This is a genomic window from Halococcus morrhuae DSM 1307 (genome assembly GCF_000336695.1).
GTDB lineage: Archaea > Halobacteriota > Halobacteria > Halobacteriales > Halococcaceae > Halococcus > Halococcus morrhuae.
This window is the reverse complement of sequence record NZ_AOMC01000152.1, coordinates 79,630-95,492: the sequence shown is the minus strand read 5'-3', so window position 1 is coordinate 95,492 and position 15,863 is coordinate 79,630. Positions and strand designations below refer to the sequence as shown.

Genomic DNA, 15,863 nt, shown 5'->3' with positions numbered 1-15,863 from the left:
CGCCAAAAAATCTGGTCCAAAAAAGGCCGCTCGCTCGTCCTGTCGGACCTCGCTCGCGGTCGAAGTACTTCGACCGCACTGCACACTGGACGGTGACGATTCACAATTCGTTTTCCTCGGATGCTGCGTCGGTGTTCGCTGCGACGCGCTCGTCCATCCTGATGCCCGTCTTCTTCAGGATGCGCGTCGAGAACAGCGTGTCCCAGTCCTCGTCACCGACGTCGAAGAAGTCGCCCATCCGTTCTCGCACCTGCTCGATCCGGCGCTCGCTCTCCGCTTCGGAGCGGCCGTGCGTCATCGCGAAGAAGTCGTACGGCCAGACGCCCTCGTGGCGCGGGCGCTCGTAACAGTGAGTGACGAACTCCAGTTCGGCGATCGCCGGTCCCACCTCCGAGATGAGTTCGTCGGGCACGTCCCAGACTGTCATGCCGTTCTCGGTGTAGCCGAGCGCGTAGTGGTTCGGCACGACGCCGACGCGCCGGAGTTTCCCCTCCGCGAGAAACCGGTTGATCGTCTCGACGACCCACTCGACGTCCTGGCCAATCGCGCCGGCGACGTCCGCGTAGGGTGTCTCGGTGAGCGGCAATCCGCCCTGAAGTTCGATGACGAGATCGCGCTCGGCCGGCGTCAGCGATCCCCGTCCACTGGGTTCGACGTCGGGACCGGGCTCCGACAGATCGAGGTCGCCATCCGAAATCGGCCCGTCGAGCAGGAACTTCGCCTCGACGCGGAACTCGCGCTGTTTCGGGAGGTTGTAGGTCTCCTGTCCGGTCTCGTTCTCGATGGCCGTGAGTACCCCTTCGACGTTCTCGCTCGCGGTTCCACCGCTCGCATCCGAGGTGCTTCGCGCCTCGCCGGCGACCGAGACGACGAACCACATATTGAGATGGGGATGCTCGCGCTCGTAGTTGTGCGCGACCTCGCGGTGGGCGTTCACCTGCTCGGCGATCTCGTCGAAGCGCTCCTCGGGCGCGTGCATCGCCACCAGAGTCGCCGTCCCGCCGATCGCCTCGGCGTCGATGAGTGCGCCAAATCGTGAGAGCGTTCCCTCCTCGTCGAGTCGTCGGATTTCATCGCGCAGTTCGTCGGCAGTAATGTCAATGCCGCGTTCGGTGAGGGCGCGTGCGGCCGGCTCGAACGGGCGTTCGACGACGGGAAAACCCCCCTGGAAAGCGTTGATGATGGCGCGCTCGCGCTCGTTGAGCGCGACCGGCGCGTCCGCGTTCGTCATACCGACTCTCGGCTCGCGGCGGCCATAAACGCCCCGCTACTCCGGAACGCCGGTTACCGTGTAGCCCTCCGCCTGGAGATCGTCGACGATAGCCTCGTGGTCGGCGCTCGCCTCGTAATAGAACACGACGTCGTAGGTTCCCTCGCGGAGGAGCTGCTGGCACTCCCAGACGAACTCGTCGTTCTCGATGGTGAGTCCCTGATGCTGATTGAGGCCGAAATCGGGGTCGTCGGTGCCGGAGTAGACGTAGGTGTCGTCGGCCTCGGCGTGGGCGGCGATCGTGTTGCCGACCTCGATGGTCGCACGGTGGAGCATGCTCTCCTGGTTCGAATCGTACTCGGTGTGGACGATCAGCCCCTGTAACTCGATCTCTCCGGGTTCGAGCAGCGCTTCGGTCCGTCGCCTGAGCTCGTCGTCGAGCGTCTCGCTCATACCCGTCGCTCGCACCCGATAAAGATACGCTCCCCGGTCGCCGCTGCGCCGAGGAGCCGAAAAGTCGTCTGTCGTTTACAGTCGTTCGAGGTTCTCGGCGCGCGGGCCCTTGTCGGCCTGCACGATGTCGAACTCGACGTCTTGGCCTTCTTCGAGGTCGGGGCCGCCGACGTCTTCCATGTGGAAGAAGACGTCCTCGTCGGCTTCGTCGGTCTCGATGAAGCCGTAGCCCCCCGTGTCGTTGAAGAAGTCCACTTGTCCTTCGGCCATGTTTACAGCCGCTCCAGGTTCTCCGCCCGCGGTCCCTTGTCAGCCTGCACGATGTCGAACTCTACCTCCTGTCCTTCCTCCAAGTCGGGGCCGCCGACGTCTTCCATATGGAAGAAGACGTCCTCGTCCGCGTCGTCGCTTTCGATGAACCCATAGCCGCCCGTGTCGTTGAAGAAGTCAACCGTACCTGACGCCATTGCACTCGATGGGATGCACCGGTAACATAAAAACCTGCGCAATGGCCGCCCGGCATGTCCCGCCGTCACACGATCCGTCCGCGTGCCAGAAGATTCATTTCAGCCCCCCAGTTATGAGCTACGAATGGCTTCGCGCACGCACAGCCTGCTGAATCGAGCCTACGAGCGCCTTCTCGAACGCGAGATCGACGGCGCACCCACACACGTCGCCGTCATCCAGGACGGCAACCGACGCTACGCGAACGAACACGGCCAGGACGCCGCCGACGGCCACCGTGCCGGTGCCGAAACCACCGAGGCGGTGCTCGACTGGTGTGCACAGATCGGCGTCGAGGAGCTCACCCTCTACACGTTCTCGACGGAGAACTTCGACCGCTCGGCCGACGAGCGCGACCACCTCTTCTCGCTGCTCGAAGAGAAACTCCGCGAGTTCGCCGACGCCGAGCGCGTCCACGAACGCGAAGTGCGGATCCGCGCCATCGGCGAGACCGACCGGCTGCCCGACGATCTCCGCGACGCCATCGACTACGCCGAGACGAAGACCGCCGACTACGACGCGCTCCAGCTCAACATCGCGCTCGCCTACGGCGGCCGCGCCGAACTGCTGAGCGCGGCCCGCGACGTCGCGCGCACGGTCGAAACCGGTGATACTACTCCAGCCGACATCGACGCCGAAACGATCGAGCGTCGCCTCTACGCCGGTCCTGCCCGCGACGTGGACCTCATCATCCGCACGGGAGGGGACGAGCGCACCTCGAACTTCCTGCCGTGGCACGCCAACGGCAACGAGGCGGCAGTCTTCTTCTGCACTCCCTACTGGCCCGCCTTCGCGAAGAAGGACTTTCTGCGCGCGATCCGCACCTACGAATCCCGTGAACAGTCGTGGCGTCGCACCCGCGCGCGCCGCGCGCTCGCACTGGTCCGTGCAGTGGGTGGTGCGGAACTCGACGAGGCACGCGCTATCGTCGAGCGCTTTCGCGAGTATCTCCCGCGCGGCGAACTCGACGGTGTCGAGAGCAACACGAACGAGACTGAACCGACAACGGCCGACTGAGTCAACGACAGCTATCCGAGTTACTGCCCGTAGCGGCGCTGTCGGTTCTGATAATCCCGCAGCGCGCGGAGATACTCGCGTTTGCGGAAATCCCGCCAGTTCACGTCGGTGAAGTACAGTTCGGAGTAGACCGACTGCCAGATCATGAAGTCCGAGAGCCGTTCGGCACCAGTCTTGATGACGAGATCGGGGGCGGTCGGAAAGACGAGTCGCTCCTCGATCGTCTCGGCGTCGATCTCCTCGGGTGCGAGCGTACCGGCCTCGACGGCGGTGGCCGCGCCACGAACGGCCGCCGCGAACTCGTGTTTGCCGCCGAGACCGATGCTCACGTTGATCGGTGCGTCGGCGCGCTCGTCGTCATCCGGGCCGCGAACGGCGAGCTCGCGCGGGGCGTCACAGCGCTCGAACACCCGGCGGATGGCCGGCACCGCGCCCGTATCGAGCACGCTCACGTAGACCAGCACGCAGTCGGCGTCGTACTCGAAGGCCCACTCGAAGAACTCCTCGACCGTTCGATAGGCACCGTCTTCGAGCAGATCGCGCTCGGCGATGACGACCGCGACACAGCCCGGCAGCGGGGCCTCGGTGCGGCGAATACGAGTGGCGAGATAGCGGTCGTACAGTCCCACGGTGGAACGGAGCGGTTGATTCACCTAAGCCTTCACGTTTCGTCGACGAACGATCATCGATCGCTCTCGGGATCCGTTTTTGAGTGGGTTATCGCAGTAGCGACAACCGAATGCAGACGACAATGAAGGACCGCACCCGCCCCGCACAGCCCACATACCTCCCCAACCGACTGCGCTCCTCGCTCGCTTCGCTCGCTGTGGTGCTCATCCCTCGCACGTTCTCCGGCCTCCGGCCGGATTCATCGCGCGCCACGGGGTTGATTTCGGTTGGGGATGGCTGACGGGCGGTCGCTGGCGGCTTCGGGAGCGTTAAGTAGCTATCGGGGAAACGACGGGCAGTGACGTGGCCTCTCCGGCGGGCGGGCGCGTTCGCGCTCGTCGGCGCGCTCTCGCTCGCCGCCCCGCTGTTGGGACCGGCCGCCGCCGCTCCCTTCGTGGTCGTCGCCGCGCTCGCGGCGTTCGTCGTCGATGACGGGCCGGCCTTCGAACTGTTCGCCCGGCCCGGCGATCACGAGGAGCGCGCGCTCTACGGGCTGGCGGGCTTCGCGCTTGCGGCGGCCGGCCTCGCGCTGTTCGTCCCCCTGTTCGGCATGCCGGTTTTCGTCTTCGTCGCAAGCGTCCTCGTGCTCTCCGGTGGCAACCTCGCCGAGGCGGCGGTCCGCCAGCGCCGACACGAACCCGTCGCCGCCACGGTCGCGTTCACCGTCGGCGGGACGTTCGCCGGCGTGCTCGGCCAGCTCGTCGTCGGACTCGCCGCCCCGGCACCGACGCCCGCACTCGCGGTCTTTTTCGCCGCGAGCGCAGCGTTGCTCGGCGCGCTGGTTCGCCTCGCGCTGTTCGTCCGCGACGACCCGCTCGTGCTGTTCTCGATGGGCTTGCTGCTCTGGCTGCTCGCCGCGCTCGAACCGACGATCGCCCCGGTCGGTATCGCGCTCGCACTCCTCGTCACCGCTGGCTTCGGTGCGCTCGCCTACGCGCTCGACACCGCGTCGATCACCGGGATGGTGACGGGCGTGCTCGCGGGACTGCTGATGGTCGTTCTCGGCGGGTTCGGCTGGTTCGCGCTGCTCATCACCTTCTTCGGCGGCGGCGGGCTCGCCGGCAAGTTCCGCTACGATCGGAAACGAAAACGCGGGCTCGCCGAGGGCAACGACGGCGCGCGCGGCAGCGCCAACGTGCTCGCGAACTCCGCGGTCGCGCTCGGTGCCGTCTTGGGCTACGCCGCGAGCCCGATGCTGCCGCTCACGGACAGCCCCTTCGTGTTCGCCTTCGCCGGCTCGCTCGCCGCAGCGATGGCCGACACGCTGTCGAGCGAGATCGGCGGGCTGTTCGACACGCCGCGGCTCATCACGACGCTCGAACCAGTCCCACCGGGCACCGACGGCGGCGTGACGTGGCAGGGTGCCGTCGCCGGCCTGTTCGGCGCGCTGCTCATCGCCGTGCTCGGCCTCCTCTTCCTCCCGTTCTCGCTGGCGGGCGCGATCGCGATCACGCTCGCGGGCGTCGCCGGCATGGTCGTCGACAGCCTGCTCGGTGCACGCTTTGAGAATCGAGCAGTCGGCGAGCTGTTTGCCGGGGCGCTCGCCGGTCTCGCGTTCGCCGATCGCCGTATCGGCAATCAGACGGTGAACTTCCTCGCCACGCTCGCGGCCGCGCTGGTCTGTGCAGCGCTCGCCGCGGCCACCGGTCTCGCGGCGCTATGAGCCACCGGATCAGGCCGGCGACGCCCGCCGACCGCCCCCGCCTGCTCGCCATCCAATCGGCATCGCTCGCATCGACCTGGCCCGAATTGCTCGAAACGGCGATCAATGGGCCGGGACGCGTGCTCGTTTCGGGTCACACGGCAGTCGGCTACGCGCTCGCGGTCAGCAGCGATCCGACACATCTTGCCGAACTCGCCGTCGCGCCCGGCCACCGCAACGCGGGCCGCGGCTCGGCGCTGCTGAAGGCCATCCTCGACGACGGCGACGACTGTCGGCTCACCGCACGCGCGGACGACGAGCGCGCGCGACGGTTTTACGAGCGCCACGGCTTCCGAGTCGATCGTTTCCTCCCGGACCACTACGAACACGGCGACGGCGTGGCGATGGTGTATCAGTCCGACGATCGAAGTTGATCGGCGGTCCGCACGCGCACGTCGGTCGGCCGTTTGACGAACTCGCCGGTCGAGCGCGCGACGATCTGCTCGACACCGCGTTGGGCAGCCACGTCGAGCACGCGCTGATCGAGTTCGCCGTCGATCACCACCGCCACGGGCACCGCTGACGCCTCCGCGATGGCGTCGAACGTCTCCGCGGCCTCGATGGTCGCAATGACGGTAAAATCGCCGTCGAGCAGCCGTGCCTGATCGGTTTCGTCGTCGATGATGTTCCGAACGTGTGCGCCGAGCGTCGCCGGTTCGTCGGTACCGTCGCCCCCTTCGGTTACCTCCTCCGAACTCTCGCTCTCGTCGCCCTCGACTTCGTTTCCACCGATCGATTCGGTCGGTTCGACCGATGGCTCGCCGGTCGGTTCGACGGCCGACTCGACGGCTGCCGTGTCGGATGGTACGCTCCCGGCGTCCGTCGGGGGTGGGCGAGCGGGTGATGGCTCGCCCTCGGTGGTCGTCGTTTCTCCCGGTTCCGAAACTGTTGGCTCGGCCGTCGCGGGTGCGATGCGGTCGGTCGCGGGCGCGGGTCGTGCGCTGCCGTCGGTCGCGGCGACGGCCTCGCGGGGGTTGCCCGCCTCGGCGACGAGCTCGTGGGCGACCTTCCCGCGCAGCGCCTCGTGGACCTCCTCGCGCGAGAGGTCCTCGACGCTCTTGCCCGCGGGAGCGACCGCGACGTACTCCACCTCGCCGACCTGGGCGAGCTCCTTCAGGATGAGATCGCCGCCGCGGTCGCCGTCGAGAAACGCCGTCGTCGTGCGCTCGGTCGTGAGCGCCGCGACCGCGTCGGGCACGTTGGTCCCCTCGACGGCGATGGCGTTCTTGATGCCGTATTCGAGGAGAACGAGTACGTCCGCGCGCCCCTCGACGACGGTGATCGCGTCGCCGTCGGCCACCCGTGGGCCGGCCGGTAATCCTTCGTACTCGGCGACTTCGCCGGTGCGTGCGCTCTCGCGGACCTGTTCGACGAGTTCGGCCGAGCTCATCGTGCTCTCCTCGAAGGCCCCCAGGAGCCCTTTCGCACGCTCGACGACCTCGCGGCGCTTTGCAGCCCTGACGTCCTCGATGCGCTCGACGTCGACCGTCGAACGACAGGGGCCGATGCGATCGATCGTTTCGAGCGATGCAGCGAGAATCGCAGTCTCGACCCTGTCGAGCCCGCTGGCGATGGTGATGCGACCGAACGACTGGCCGTTCTGCGAATTGATGCTGACGTCGATCCGGCCGACCTTCGAGGACTGTTGGAGCGTCCGTAAGTCGAGATCGGTGCCCAAGAGTCCCTCCGTCTGGCCGAAGATCGCACCGACGACGTCGTTGCGCTCGACGACCCCGTCGGCGGTGACGTCCGCATGGATCAGGTATTTGTCCGTATCCTCCATATCTGAGTGGTGTTCCCCTGTCGGGGTCGGTTTGTGATCGTAATGAACTGCGACACTGATACGTTTCGTACTCGCCCGCCTGAACGGATATACCTACCGCCATGCCCCCTCTCCGTCCGACGTATGTCGGTCGTTGCACCCCAACGGCCAACGTTTATTCCTCTCCTCTTCCATCTCCGACCATGGCAGACGTCCTGTCCGACGAGGAGATCGACGACCGCGCGCCGGAGGGATGGCATCACGAGGGCGACGAGATCGTCCGTACCTACGAGTTCGACGAGTATCTCGACGGGGTCGAATTCGCGAGCGAGGCCGCCGAGATCGCCGACGAGGAGTTCCACCATCCCGAAATCACGATCCGCTACGACGAGGTTGCGATCGCGCTGACGAGCCACGAGGAGGGCGGCGTCACCGATCAGGACATCCAGATGGCCGAGCATTTCGACGACGCACGCTGAGAACCGACGCGTGCTGCCGGCAGAACAGCTATGAGGATCGCGCGCGCGTACCCGATAAGTCCGATGGAGCTACCCCAGTACGATTTCTGGCTGTGCGACCTCGACGGCACGCTCGTCGACGTCGAATGGACGTACGTCCGTCGGCTGTTCGACCGCGTCGGCGAGCGCCTCGGCTACAGCTTCGACGACCGCGAGGCACACACGCTCTGGAACGGTCTCGGCGGGTTCCGCGACGAACAGCTCCGTGAGTGGGGTCTCGACGCCGAGCGCTTCTGGTCGACGCTCCACGCGATCGAAGACCCGAGCGCCCGCGCGGCGGCGACCTTCGTCTACGACGACGCCGCCGCGTTCCTCGCGTCGCTCGACGTCCCGGTCGGGATCGTCACCCACTGCCAGCGCTATCTCGTCGAGCCGGTTCTCTCCGAACTCGATCTGCACGGCCGGTTCGAGACGGTCGTCTGCTGTACGAGCGACCTGGGCTGGAAACCCGATCCCGAACCCGTCCGTCTGGCGATCGAGCGAATGGGTGTCACCGGCGACGACGGCGTCCTCGTCGGCGACGGGCCCCACGACGTCGGTGCGGCGTGGAACGCCGGTCTCGACGGCATCCATCTCGAACGCCACGGCCACGACCGCCGCGGGCGCTGCGTCCGTGGCGATCATCGTATCTCACGGTTCCCGGTCTGATCCGGGCGGACCGGGAGTTTTAGGCGACTCGCTCGCCCGGTGTCGGTATGGTCCATAGCGACTGGGACGACTGGCTCGTCCGCGAGATCGACGCCGCCGATCCCGACGGCGTCGCGCTCTGGTATCTCGGCTGCAACGGCTTCGCGATCACGGACGGCGCGACGACACTGTTCATCGACCCCTATCTCGGTACGGGCGACCCGCCACGAACCGTGCGCATGATCCCCGTCCCGTTCGCGCCGAGCGACGTCAGGACAGCCGACGCGATCTTCGCCACGCACGAACACACCGATCACGTCCACGGCCCCTCGCAGGCTCCGATTCTCGAACGCACCGACGCCACGTTCTACGGCCCTGCCGACAGCATCGCGGTCGCGCGCGAGGGGGAATCCTGGACCGACGAGTGGGACGTTGCAGCCGATCAGCTCGTCGAACTGGCGGTCGAAGACACCGTCGAACTCGGTGAATTCACCGTCACGGTCGAGACGGCACACGATCCCGACGCCACCCAGCCGGTGAGCTACGTCGTCGATCACCCGGCGGGGACCTTCTTCCACGGCGGCGATACGAAACCCGACGCGAGCCTCGAACCCGTCGGCAAGCGCCACGACATCGACCTCGGCGTGCTCGCGTTCGGTTCGACCGGGCTGCTTCCCGACAAACAGACCGGCGAACTGACCGAAAAACGCTGGTACTGCGACGAAAACGAGATCGTCGAAGCCGCCGGACAGCTCCGAATCGACCGACTCGTCCCGACGCACTGGGACATGTGGAAGGGACTGACGGCCGACCCGACGGCGCTGTCTCACCACGCTCGAAGCTACGATTATCCCTCGGATCTCGAAATTGCCGAAATCGGCGATCGCATCGAACTCTGAGAACCGGTGATACGGCGCTGAACGTTTAAGAGGATCGTGGCCGATCGTTCGGTATGAGTGATTCTGACACGGATGGACGGACGATCACCGAGGACGGGATCACGCTCACGAAATCGTACGAGACCGACGAGTTCCCCGTCCCGACGGTCGACTTCCGCCTCCGTTCGGAGCGCGACGACGAGGCGATGGTCCGACTGGTCGATACCATCCCCGAGGGCGTTCCGGCGGCGGATCTCGGCTTCCATCCCGACTACGGTGGCGACGACTGGACCGTCGAGGGCGACAGCGCGGTCTTCGAGCACCGCCTCGCGGCCGACGAGGAGTATCGAACCGTCTACGGCGTGCGAACCGACGATCACGACCCCGAACGGTTCATGACCGATCCGACGGTCGAGATCGGCAACTCCGACGGCGAGACATCGACTACCGAAGTGGCCGACGCCGAGGGTGGAACCGATACCGACGACACCGCTCCCGAACCCGCTACCGACGGATCGGATGGCGACGACACCGAGGATTCGGCCGCCACGTCGGGTCGCGACAGCAGTCAGGCCGCCCGCGACGTCATCGCCGGCGATCGCGACGTTGCGGATCCCGATGGCGACGATGCCATCGAGGAGGTCGACATCTCGGGAGCCGAGGCGGCTGCGGCGGACGGGGCCGGAGAATCCGGCGGAACGAACACGGCAGGTGGCCAGCCACGCGACGGCGAGGCCGATACGGGCGATGGCGGCATCACCGAGGGCACCGTCGGGGCGGCGCTGGCGGCCGAACTCCGCGATGACGACCTCTCGGCGGCCGATCGCGAGCTACTCGCCGAGGAACTCGACACCGACGACGCCGGAAGCGAGGTGCGTCTCACCCATCTCCAGTCGCGGATCAGCGATCTCGAAGCCTACACCGATGCGCTGGAGGAGTTCATCGATGAAAACGGACCGGCCCGCCAGCTCATCGAGGATCTGACCGATCAGGTCGCGACGATCGAGGACGAGCTCGCGGCGCTCGACGAGCGGACGAGCGAGACCGAAGCGGCCATCGAGCGCCTCGACGCGGCCGTCGAGACGAACGCCGACGACATCGCGGCGCTCGACGAGAACATCGACGACACCGAGGGTGCCATCGATACGACCCAGGAGTCGGTCGCGGAGCTCCGGTCGGACGTCGAGGAGATCGAGGAGTGGCGTGAACGGATTTCGAGCGTGCTCGGCGGCGTCTCCGAGGAGTCCTGATTCAGTCGTCGTCTGATTCGCCGCCGTCGGTGCCGTAGCGGTCGGCGAGTTTCTGCTCGAACCACTGCCACTCCCGGGTGAAGGCGTCGTCGCGTTTGAGCTTCCAGACGTCGGCGTCGCGGACGCGCGGGCCGACGCGATAGGACTGCACCATGTTCCACAGCCAGAGCAACACGCCGATGCCGATGATGAACGCGCCGACGGAGGCGACCTGTTGGAGCATGGCGAACTGTTCTGGGTAGTTGGCGTATCGCCGTGGCAGGCCGAGCGCGCCCATGATGAGCATCGAGCCGAACGTTATCGGGACGCCGATGATGGTGAGCACCGCCTGCAGCCGTGCGAGGAGCGTGTCGTACATTCGCCCCGTGATGATCGGATACCAGTAGTAGCTCGCCGCGAACATCATCATCGGGATGATTCCCATGACGATGAAGTGGAAGTGGCCGACGACGAAGTAGGTGTCGTGCACCACGAGATCGATGGGGATCGCCGCCAGGAAGACGCCCGTGACGCCGCCGAGGATGAACGTCCCGATCGAGCCGACGGCGAAGATCATCGGCGCGGTCAGACGGATCCGGCCGTCGTACATCGTCGAGATCCAGTTGAACACCTTGACGGCGCTCGGGACGGCGATCGCGAGCGAGACGAACATGAAACTCGCCCGCACGCGCGGGTCGATGCCGGTCGAGAACATGTGGTGTGCCCAGACGCCGAAGGAGAGCACGCCGATGGCCAGCGTCGAGTAGACGATGAACTTGAAGCCGAACAGTTTGCGCGAGGAGAACTTCGGGAGGATCGTGCTCACCAGCCCCGTGGCCGGCAGAAAGATGATGTACACCTCCGGGTGGCCGAAGAACCAGAACAGATGTTGCCAGAGGATGGGGCCACCGCCCTCGACGAGATAGAACGTCGTCCCGAAGTTGCGATCGAGCAGCATCATGATGACGGCGCTGCCGAGCAGGGGGAAGGCGAACAGGACGATGCCGCTGGTCGAGAGCATCGTCCAGCTGAAGATGTCGATGTCGGGCCAGCCGATGTCGTCGCCGCGCTCGGAGACGACGGTGATGATGAAGTTGATCGCGCCGAGGGTGGTTGCAATACCGCTCAGATGCAGGCCCAGGAGGAGTAGGTCGACCTGCGGGTTTCCGCTCTGAATCGAGAGCGGTGCGTACAGCGTCCAGCCGGTCTCCGGGGGATGGAGCGCTTCGAGAAACGGGATCTTCACGCCGACCGTCGAGAGGAGTTTGCCGAGCGCATCGGCGGGCAGTCCCGCCCGCGAGAGCAGCAGCGACGGCGGCAGCATCCAGAAGGCGATGGCGTTGATCCGCGGGAACGCCATGTCGTCGGCATCGAGCAAGAGCGGCAGGAAGTAGTTGGCGATGCCGAAGAAGACGGGTGTGACGAAGAAAAACAGCATCGTGATGCCGTGGGTGGTGAACAGACCGTTGTAGGTGGCTGCGGTCCAGACGTCGGCCGTCGGCGTCAGCAGTTCGGTCCGGATCATCATCGCCTCCGTACCGCCCCACAGCGCCGCCACGGTGCCGAAGACGAGATAGAGGATGCCGATGTCCTTGTGGTCGACGGTCGTCAGCCAGCGCAACAGGCCCGACTGTTTCTCGGCGTGTTCGGTGTCGGTTTCGCCGCCGGAGAGATAGCCGCCGTCGGGGCGTGGGATCGGCGATGACCAGCCCTTGGTTTGCAGGAACCGTGTCCCGAGTGCAACCAGCAGAACGGCGATGATCGCCAGCACGACACCACCTCCGATCATGGCCGTTCCTCCACAGCTGCCGGTCGTCGATCCGGAACCATGGCTCGCCTACTCGGCCCCCGTGTATAAACGTAAGTTCACCCGTTGGTTTGACCGGTTTCATCGCCAACCGTTCAGCCAGCGAGCCGACCGTAGATGCTGCCGAACGCGAAACCGTAGGCGAGATGGGCGAGCACGGAAAAGCCGACGTAGATGACGAGGATCGGCCCCGTGATCGAGCCCCGGCCGACGACGACGAACACGATCCCGATGACGGCGGCGAAGGCCACCGCCTGGGCTGCGGGGTCGGGACCGAACGGGAGATACTCCTCGATGGCGACGAACAGCGCCGGCCAGACGACGACGGTGACGATCGCGAACAGCGCGATGGCGATCAGTGGCCGGCCATCGATGCCGAGAAAACGGCCGACGACGGCTGCGACCGACAGCGTGCCCCGCGCCTGTGTGTCGAGAACGAGCAGGAATCCGCCCAACACCATCGTCCCGACGAGGCCGCCGGTGATCGCACGCAGCGCCCTGTGCATGTCCGGCCCTCGGTCGACGGGACGAAAAAGTCCGGGCATCCGTGCCGGCCGCGCCTCTCCGTCGATCACCTTTTGGTCCATCGCCCTACCCCATGCTACCGTCCGACATTTATATCTGCTAGATGCCTTCCGCATCGAGAAAGTATCTAATGAATATTATCATGAAAGATCATAACAGTTTTTACCCTCCTCGCTGTCGGTGCCGATGCGGTCGGCGAGCGGGTCGCGCCGTCCCCGCCTGGGGTCCGCTCGCCGCCACGAGACCAACCATGCCAACGCCAACGGAACTCATCGGAGACACGGACGTCTTCACGAAGGACGTCGACAACCCCGCAGCCCGCGAGCTGCGCGAAATGCTGGACAAACAGGACTACGTCTTCGCACCGGGGATGTATCACGCCCTCGACGCCCGGCTCGCGGAGATGGCCGACCACGACGCCGCCTACATGAGCGGCTATTCGACCGTTCTGGGCCAGTTCGGCTTCCCCGACCTGGAGATGGTCACGATGACCGAAATGGTCGAGAACGCCAAACGAATGGTCGAGGCCACCAATCTCCCGGTGATCGCCGACTGCGACACCGGCTACGGTGGCATCCACAACGTCCGGCGCGCCGTCCGCGAGTACGAGAAGGCCGGCGTCGCGGCGATCCACATCGAGGATCAGGTGACGCCGAAGCGCTGTGGCCACATCGCGGGCAAGCAGATCGTCTCGCGCGAGGACGCACAGGCGCGCTTCGAGGCGGCCGTCGACGCCAAGCAGAGCGACGACACGGTGATCATCGCGCGCACGGACGCCTACGGCTCGGCGAACGGCGACTGGGAGGAACATCTCGAACGCGGCCGGCTGTACGCCGACGCCGGCGTCGACATCGTCTGGCCCGAGATGCCCGATCCGAGCCGTGAGGACGCCGTCGACTACGCCGAGACGATCCACGAGACCCATCCGGAGCTCGATCTGGCGTTCAACTACTCCAGTTCGTTCGCGTGGTCCGAACAGGACGATCCGCTCACGTTCCAGGAACTCGGTGATCTGGGCTACAGCTACCTGTTCATCACGCTGTTCGCGCTGCATTCGGGGGCGCACGCCGCCTACGAGGACATGAAGAACCTCGCGGAGAACGCCGAGCAGGGTCAGTTCGACCTGGAGGAGAAGTATCTCGGCCACGAGACCGAGAGCCATCACGAGCTCTCCTTCGTCGACAAGTTCCAGGAGATCGAGATGGAGTTCGACCCCGAGGCGCGCTCGCGCATCGAGGGGTCGGAGGGCTTCTCCGAGGACGAACGTGATCCGCTGACGGCCGAGGCCGACGGCGACGACGACTGAACGCCACGAACGGCGTTCGCGTCGTCGGATCGAAACAGACAGTACCCCATCGGTCCACTGGGTAACTGTCCATGCGACGTGGCAGCGAATGCATGTATAGCCAGCCAGCGACGCCCGGCGGCGATACAGCCATCTACTGATATGACACAAAAAGAACACGACAAGCGACTCCACGAGCGACAGTTCGTGCGGACGTTTTTCACCTCGCCGACGGCGGTCGAAGGTGAGGATGATTCGGCGAAGATGATCCGCAGCGCGAGCGAGCTGCGCGGAATGCAGGCACCGGACGTGTGGGTGCCGGACAACGAGGACGCGACCGCACCGTCGATGCGCGACGAGGGTGCAGCGAACATCGTCGAGGTGCTCTCGGAGAACGGTGACGAGTTCCCCGGCGAGATCCACCCGCGGGTGGTCTGGCATCGCGACAGCCCCGAGACGCGCCATCAGGGGCTCAAGCGGATGCTGTCGATCGCCGACCCGGAAAAAGGGGCCGTCGAGAACCTGGATGGGTTCGTGATCCCCGAGGTGGGTGGGATCGACGACTGGAAGAAAGCCGACGAGTTCATCACGATCGTCGAGCACGAGCACGGGCTCGAAGAGGGGAGCCTGGCGATGTCGGTGATCGTCGAATCGGGTGCTGCGGAGCTCGCGATGGGTGAGCTGCGCGAGGAGATGGGCAAACCCACGAACAACCTCGAACGGCTGTTCATGCTGGTCGACGGCGAGGTCGACTACACGAAGGACATGCNATGGGCAAACCCACGAACAACCTCGAACGGCTGTTCATGCTGGTCGACGGCGAGGTCGACTACACGAAGGACATGCGCGCGATCACGCCCACGGGCAACCTGCCGGCGTGGCCGGAACTCCGGCACAACACTTCGCGCGGTGCGAGCGCGGCGGGGTTGATCTCGGTCGACGGCCCCTACGACGACATCCGCGATGTCGAGGGTTACCGCGAGCGCATGACCGCCAACCAGGCCAAGGGGATGCTCGGCATCTGGTCGCTCACTCCCGGCCAAGTGGTCGAGGCCAACAAGTCCGGGCTGCCGCCGGCGACGGGCTCGTGGCTGCTCGACGACGGCAGCCAGCAGGTCGCCCTCGAAAGCGATGGTGACAAAGAGGTCTACACGGGCGATCGGCTCTCGCTGTCCGAAGACGGCGACGGCTACACGCTCACGGTCGGGAACGACGAACGTCACCTCGACGAGGAGGAACTCAGCGAGGAGCTGCTCGACATGGTCGAGTATGTCCCGAGCATGGACGACATTGTCGACTCGATGGAGCAGTTCGAGGAGGCCCGCGACGCCGGCACGGGTGCGATCGCGATGGAGCGCGCCGCGACCATCGAGATCGACGGCATCTCGGNAGTTCGAGGAGGCCCGCGACGCCGGCACGGGTGCGATCGCGATGGAGCGCGCCGCGACCATCGAGATCGACGGCATCTCGGTCGACGTCGCGAACGACCGAATGTGGGACGAGGCGACCTATCAGGCGTCGATGACGCCCGTCAGCCTCTTTCAGGACGTCTACGAGCACCGCCCGGACCAGCACGACGAGCTCGAAGAGCTCTACAGTCCCGACGTCGTCGAGCGCGCCACCAACGTCGGCAACTGAACCGGTCCGACCCGAACCGAACACCGTTTTTATCGGTAG

General features: G+C 65.8%; 16 protein-coding genes and 1 pseudogene. 9 read left to right on the top strand and 8 right to left on the bottom strand.

Annotated elements, in window-relative coordinates:
• Positions 1–100: 100 nt before the first annotated feature.
• From ahbB to C448_RS13240, 4 genes are all read right to left on the bottom strand, one after another.
• Positions 101–1,231: a siroheme decarboxylase subunit beta gene (gene ahbB / locus C448_RS13255; RefSeq protein ID WP_004055495.1), complete on the bottom strand. Its 1,131-nt coding sequence runs from the start codon at positions 1,229–1,231 to the stop codon at positions 101–103.
• Positions 1,232–1,267: 36 nt separating this feature from the next.
• Positions 1,268–1,663 carry a DUF5778 family protein gene (locus C448_RS13250; protein ID WP_004055494.1) on the bottom strand — a complete coding sequence of 132 codons (396 nt, stop codon included), beginning with the start codon at positions 1,661–1,663 and terminating at the stop codon, positions 1,268–1,270.
• 75 nt (positions 1,664–1,738) lie between these two features.
• Positions 1,739–1,933: a cold-shock protein gene (locus tag C448_RS13245; protein WP_004055493.1), complete on the bottom strand. Its 195-nt coding sequence runs from the start codon at positions 1,931–1,933 to the stop codon at positions 1,739–1,741.
• 2 nt (positions 1,934–1,935) lie between these two features.
• On the bottom strand, positions 1,936–2,130 hold the full coding sequence (locus tag C448_RS13240; protein WP_004055492.1) for a cold-shock protein: 195 nt from the start codon (positions 2,128–2,130) through the stop codon (positions 1,936–1,938).
• Positions 2,131–2,254: 124 nt separating this feature from the next.
• Here C448_RS13240 and uppS point away from each other — a divergent pair, with 124 nt between their 5' ends.
• The gene (uppS, locus tag C448_RS13235) at positions 2,255–3,184 is read left to right on the top strand and encodes a polyprenyl diphosphate synthase (protein WP_004055491.1); all 930 of its coding nucleotides are present in this window, start codon (positions 2,255–2,257) and stop codon (positions 3,182–3,184) included.
• Between the two features lie 20 nt (positions 3,185–3,204).
• On the opposite strand, the gene C448_RS13230 is transcribed toward uppS, so the two are convergent.
• Entirely contained in the window at positions 3,205–3,813 is a 609-nt protein-coding gene (locus C448_RS13230) for an undecaprenyl diphosphate synthase family protein (protein WP_049916352.1), read from the bottom strand.
• A 338-nt stretch (positions 3,814–4,151) separates the two neighbouring features.
• Between C448_RS13230 and C448_RS13225 the strand changes: the two genes are divergently transcribed.
• The gene (locus C448_RS13225) at positions 4,152–5,516 is read left to right on the top strand and encodes a DUF92 domain-containing protein (RefSeq protein ID WP_004055489.1); all 1,365 of its coding nucleotides are present in this window, start codon (positions 4,152–4,154) and stop codon (positions 5,514–5,516) included.
• Positions 5,513–5,929: a GNAT family N-acetyltransferase gene (locus tag C448_RS13220; RefSeq protein WP_004055488.1), complete on the top strand. Its 417-nt coding sequence runs from the start codon at positions 5,513–5,515 to the stop codon at positions 5,927–5,929. Before C448_RS13225 ends, C448_RS13220 begins: the two co-directional genes overlap by 4 nt.
• Here the strand turns inward: C448_RS13220 and dnaG are convergent.
• The gene (gene dnaG, locus C448_RS13215) at positions 5,908–7,338 is read right to left on the bottom strand and encodes a DNA primase DnaG (protein WP_004055487.1); all 1,431 of its coding nucleotides are present in this window, start codon (positions 7,336–7,338) and stop codon (positions 5,908–5,910) included. The two genes, C448_RS13220 and dnaG, sit on opposite strands and share 22 nt — an antisense overlap.
• Positions 7,339–7,520: 182 nt before the next feature.
• Between dnaG and C448_RS13210 the strand changes: the two genes are divergently transcribed.
• The 4 genes from C448_RS13210 (at position 7,521) to C448_RS13195 (ending at position 10,590) form a co-directional block, all read left to right on the top strand.
• Positions 7,521–7,796: a 4a-hydroxytetrahydrobiopterin dehydratase gene (locus C448_RS13210; protein ID WP_004055486.1), complete on the top strand. Its 276-nt coding sequence runs from the start codon at positions 7,521–7,523 to the stop codon at positions 7,794–7,796.
• Positions 7,797–7,859: 63 nt separating this feature from the next.
• Positions 7,860–8,483: an HAD family hydrolase gene (locus C448_RS13205; RefSeq protein ID WP_004055485.1), complete on the top strand. Its 624-nt coding sequence runs from the start codon at positions 7,860–7,862 to the stop codon at positions 8,481–8,483.
• A gap of 47 nt (positions 8,484–8,530) precedes the next feature.
• Entirely contained in the window at positions 8,531–9,361 is an 831-nt protein-coding gene (locus tag C448_RS13200) for an MBL fold metallo-hydrolase (protein WP_004055484.1), read from the top strand.
• A 53-nt stretch (positions 9,362–9,414) separates the two neighbouring features.
• Entirely contained in the window at positions 9,415–10,590 is a 1,176-nt protein-coding gene (locus C448_RS13195; RefSeq protein ID WP_004055483.1) for a hypothetical protein, read from the top strand.
• Position 10,591: 1 nt separating this feature from the next.
• Here C448_RS13195 and C448_RS13190 read toward each other — a convergent pair whose 3' ends face one another.
• Both C448_RS13190 and C448_RS13185 read right to left on the bottom strand, forming a co-directional pair.
• Positions 10,592–12,358 (bottom strand): cbb3-type cytochrome c oxidase subunit I, encoded by a 1,767-nt coding sequence (locus C448_RS13190; protein ID WP_004055482.1) that lies wholly within the window; start codon positions 12,356–12,358, stop codon positions 10,592–10,594.
• A gap of 113 nt (positions 12,359–12,471) precedes the next feature.
• On the bottom strand, positions 12,472–12,882 hold the full coding sequence (locus C448_RS13185; protein ID WP_049916351.1) for a DUF6789 family protein: 411 nt from the start codon (positions 12,880–12,882) through the stop codon (positions 12,472–12,474).
• 269 nt (positions 12,883–13,151) lie between these two features.
• Here C448_RS13185 and aceA point away from each other — a divergent pair, with 269 nt between their 5' ends.
• Both aceA and C448_RS13175 read left to right on the top strand, forming a co-directional pair.
• Positions 13,152–14,207, top strand: a complete 1,056-nt coding sequence (gene aceA, locus C448_RS13180; protein ID WP_004055480.1) for an isocitrate lyase — start codon at positions 13,152–13,154, stop codon at positions 14,205–14,207.
• Between the two features lie 141 nt (positions 14,208–14,348).
• Positions 14,349–15,824: pseudogene (locus C448_RS13175) on the top strand (malate synthase).
• Positions 15,825–15,863: the final 39 nt, after the last annotated feature.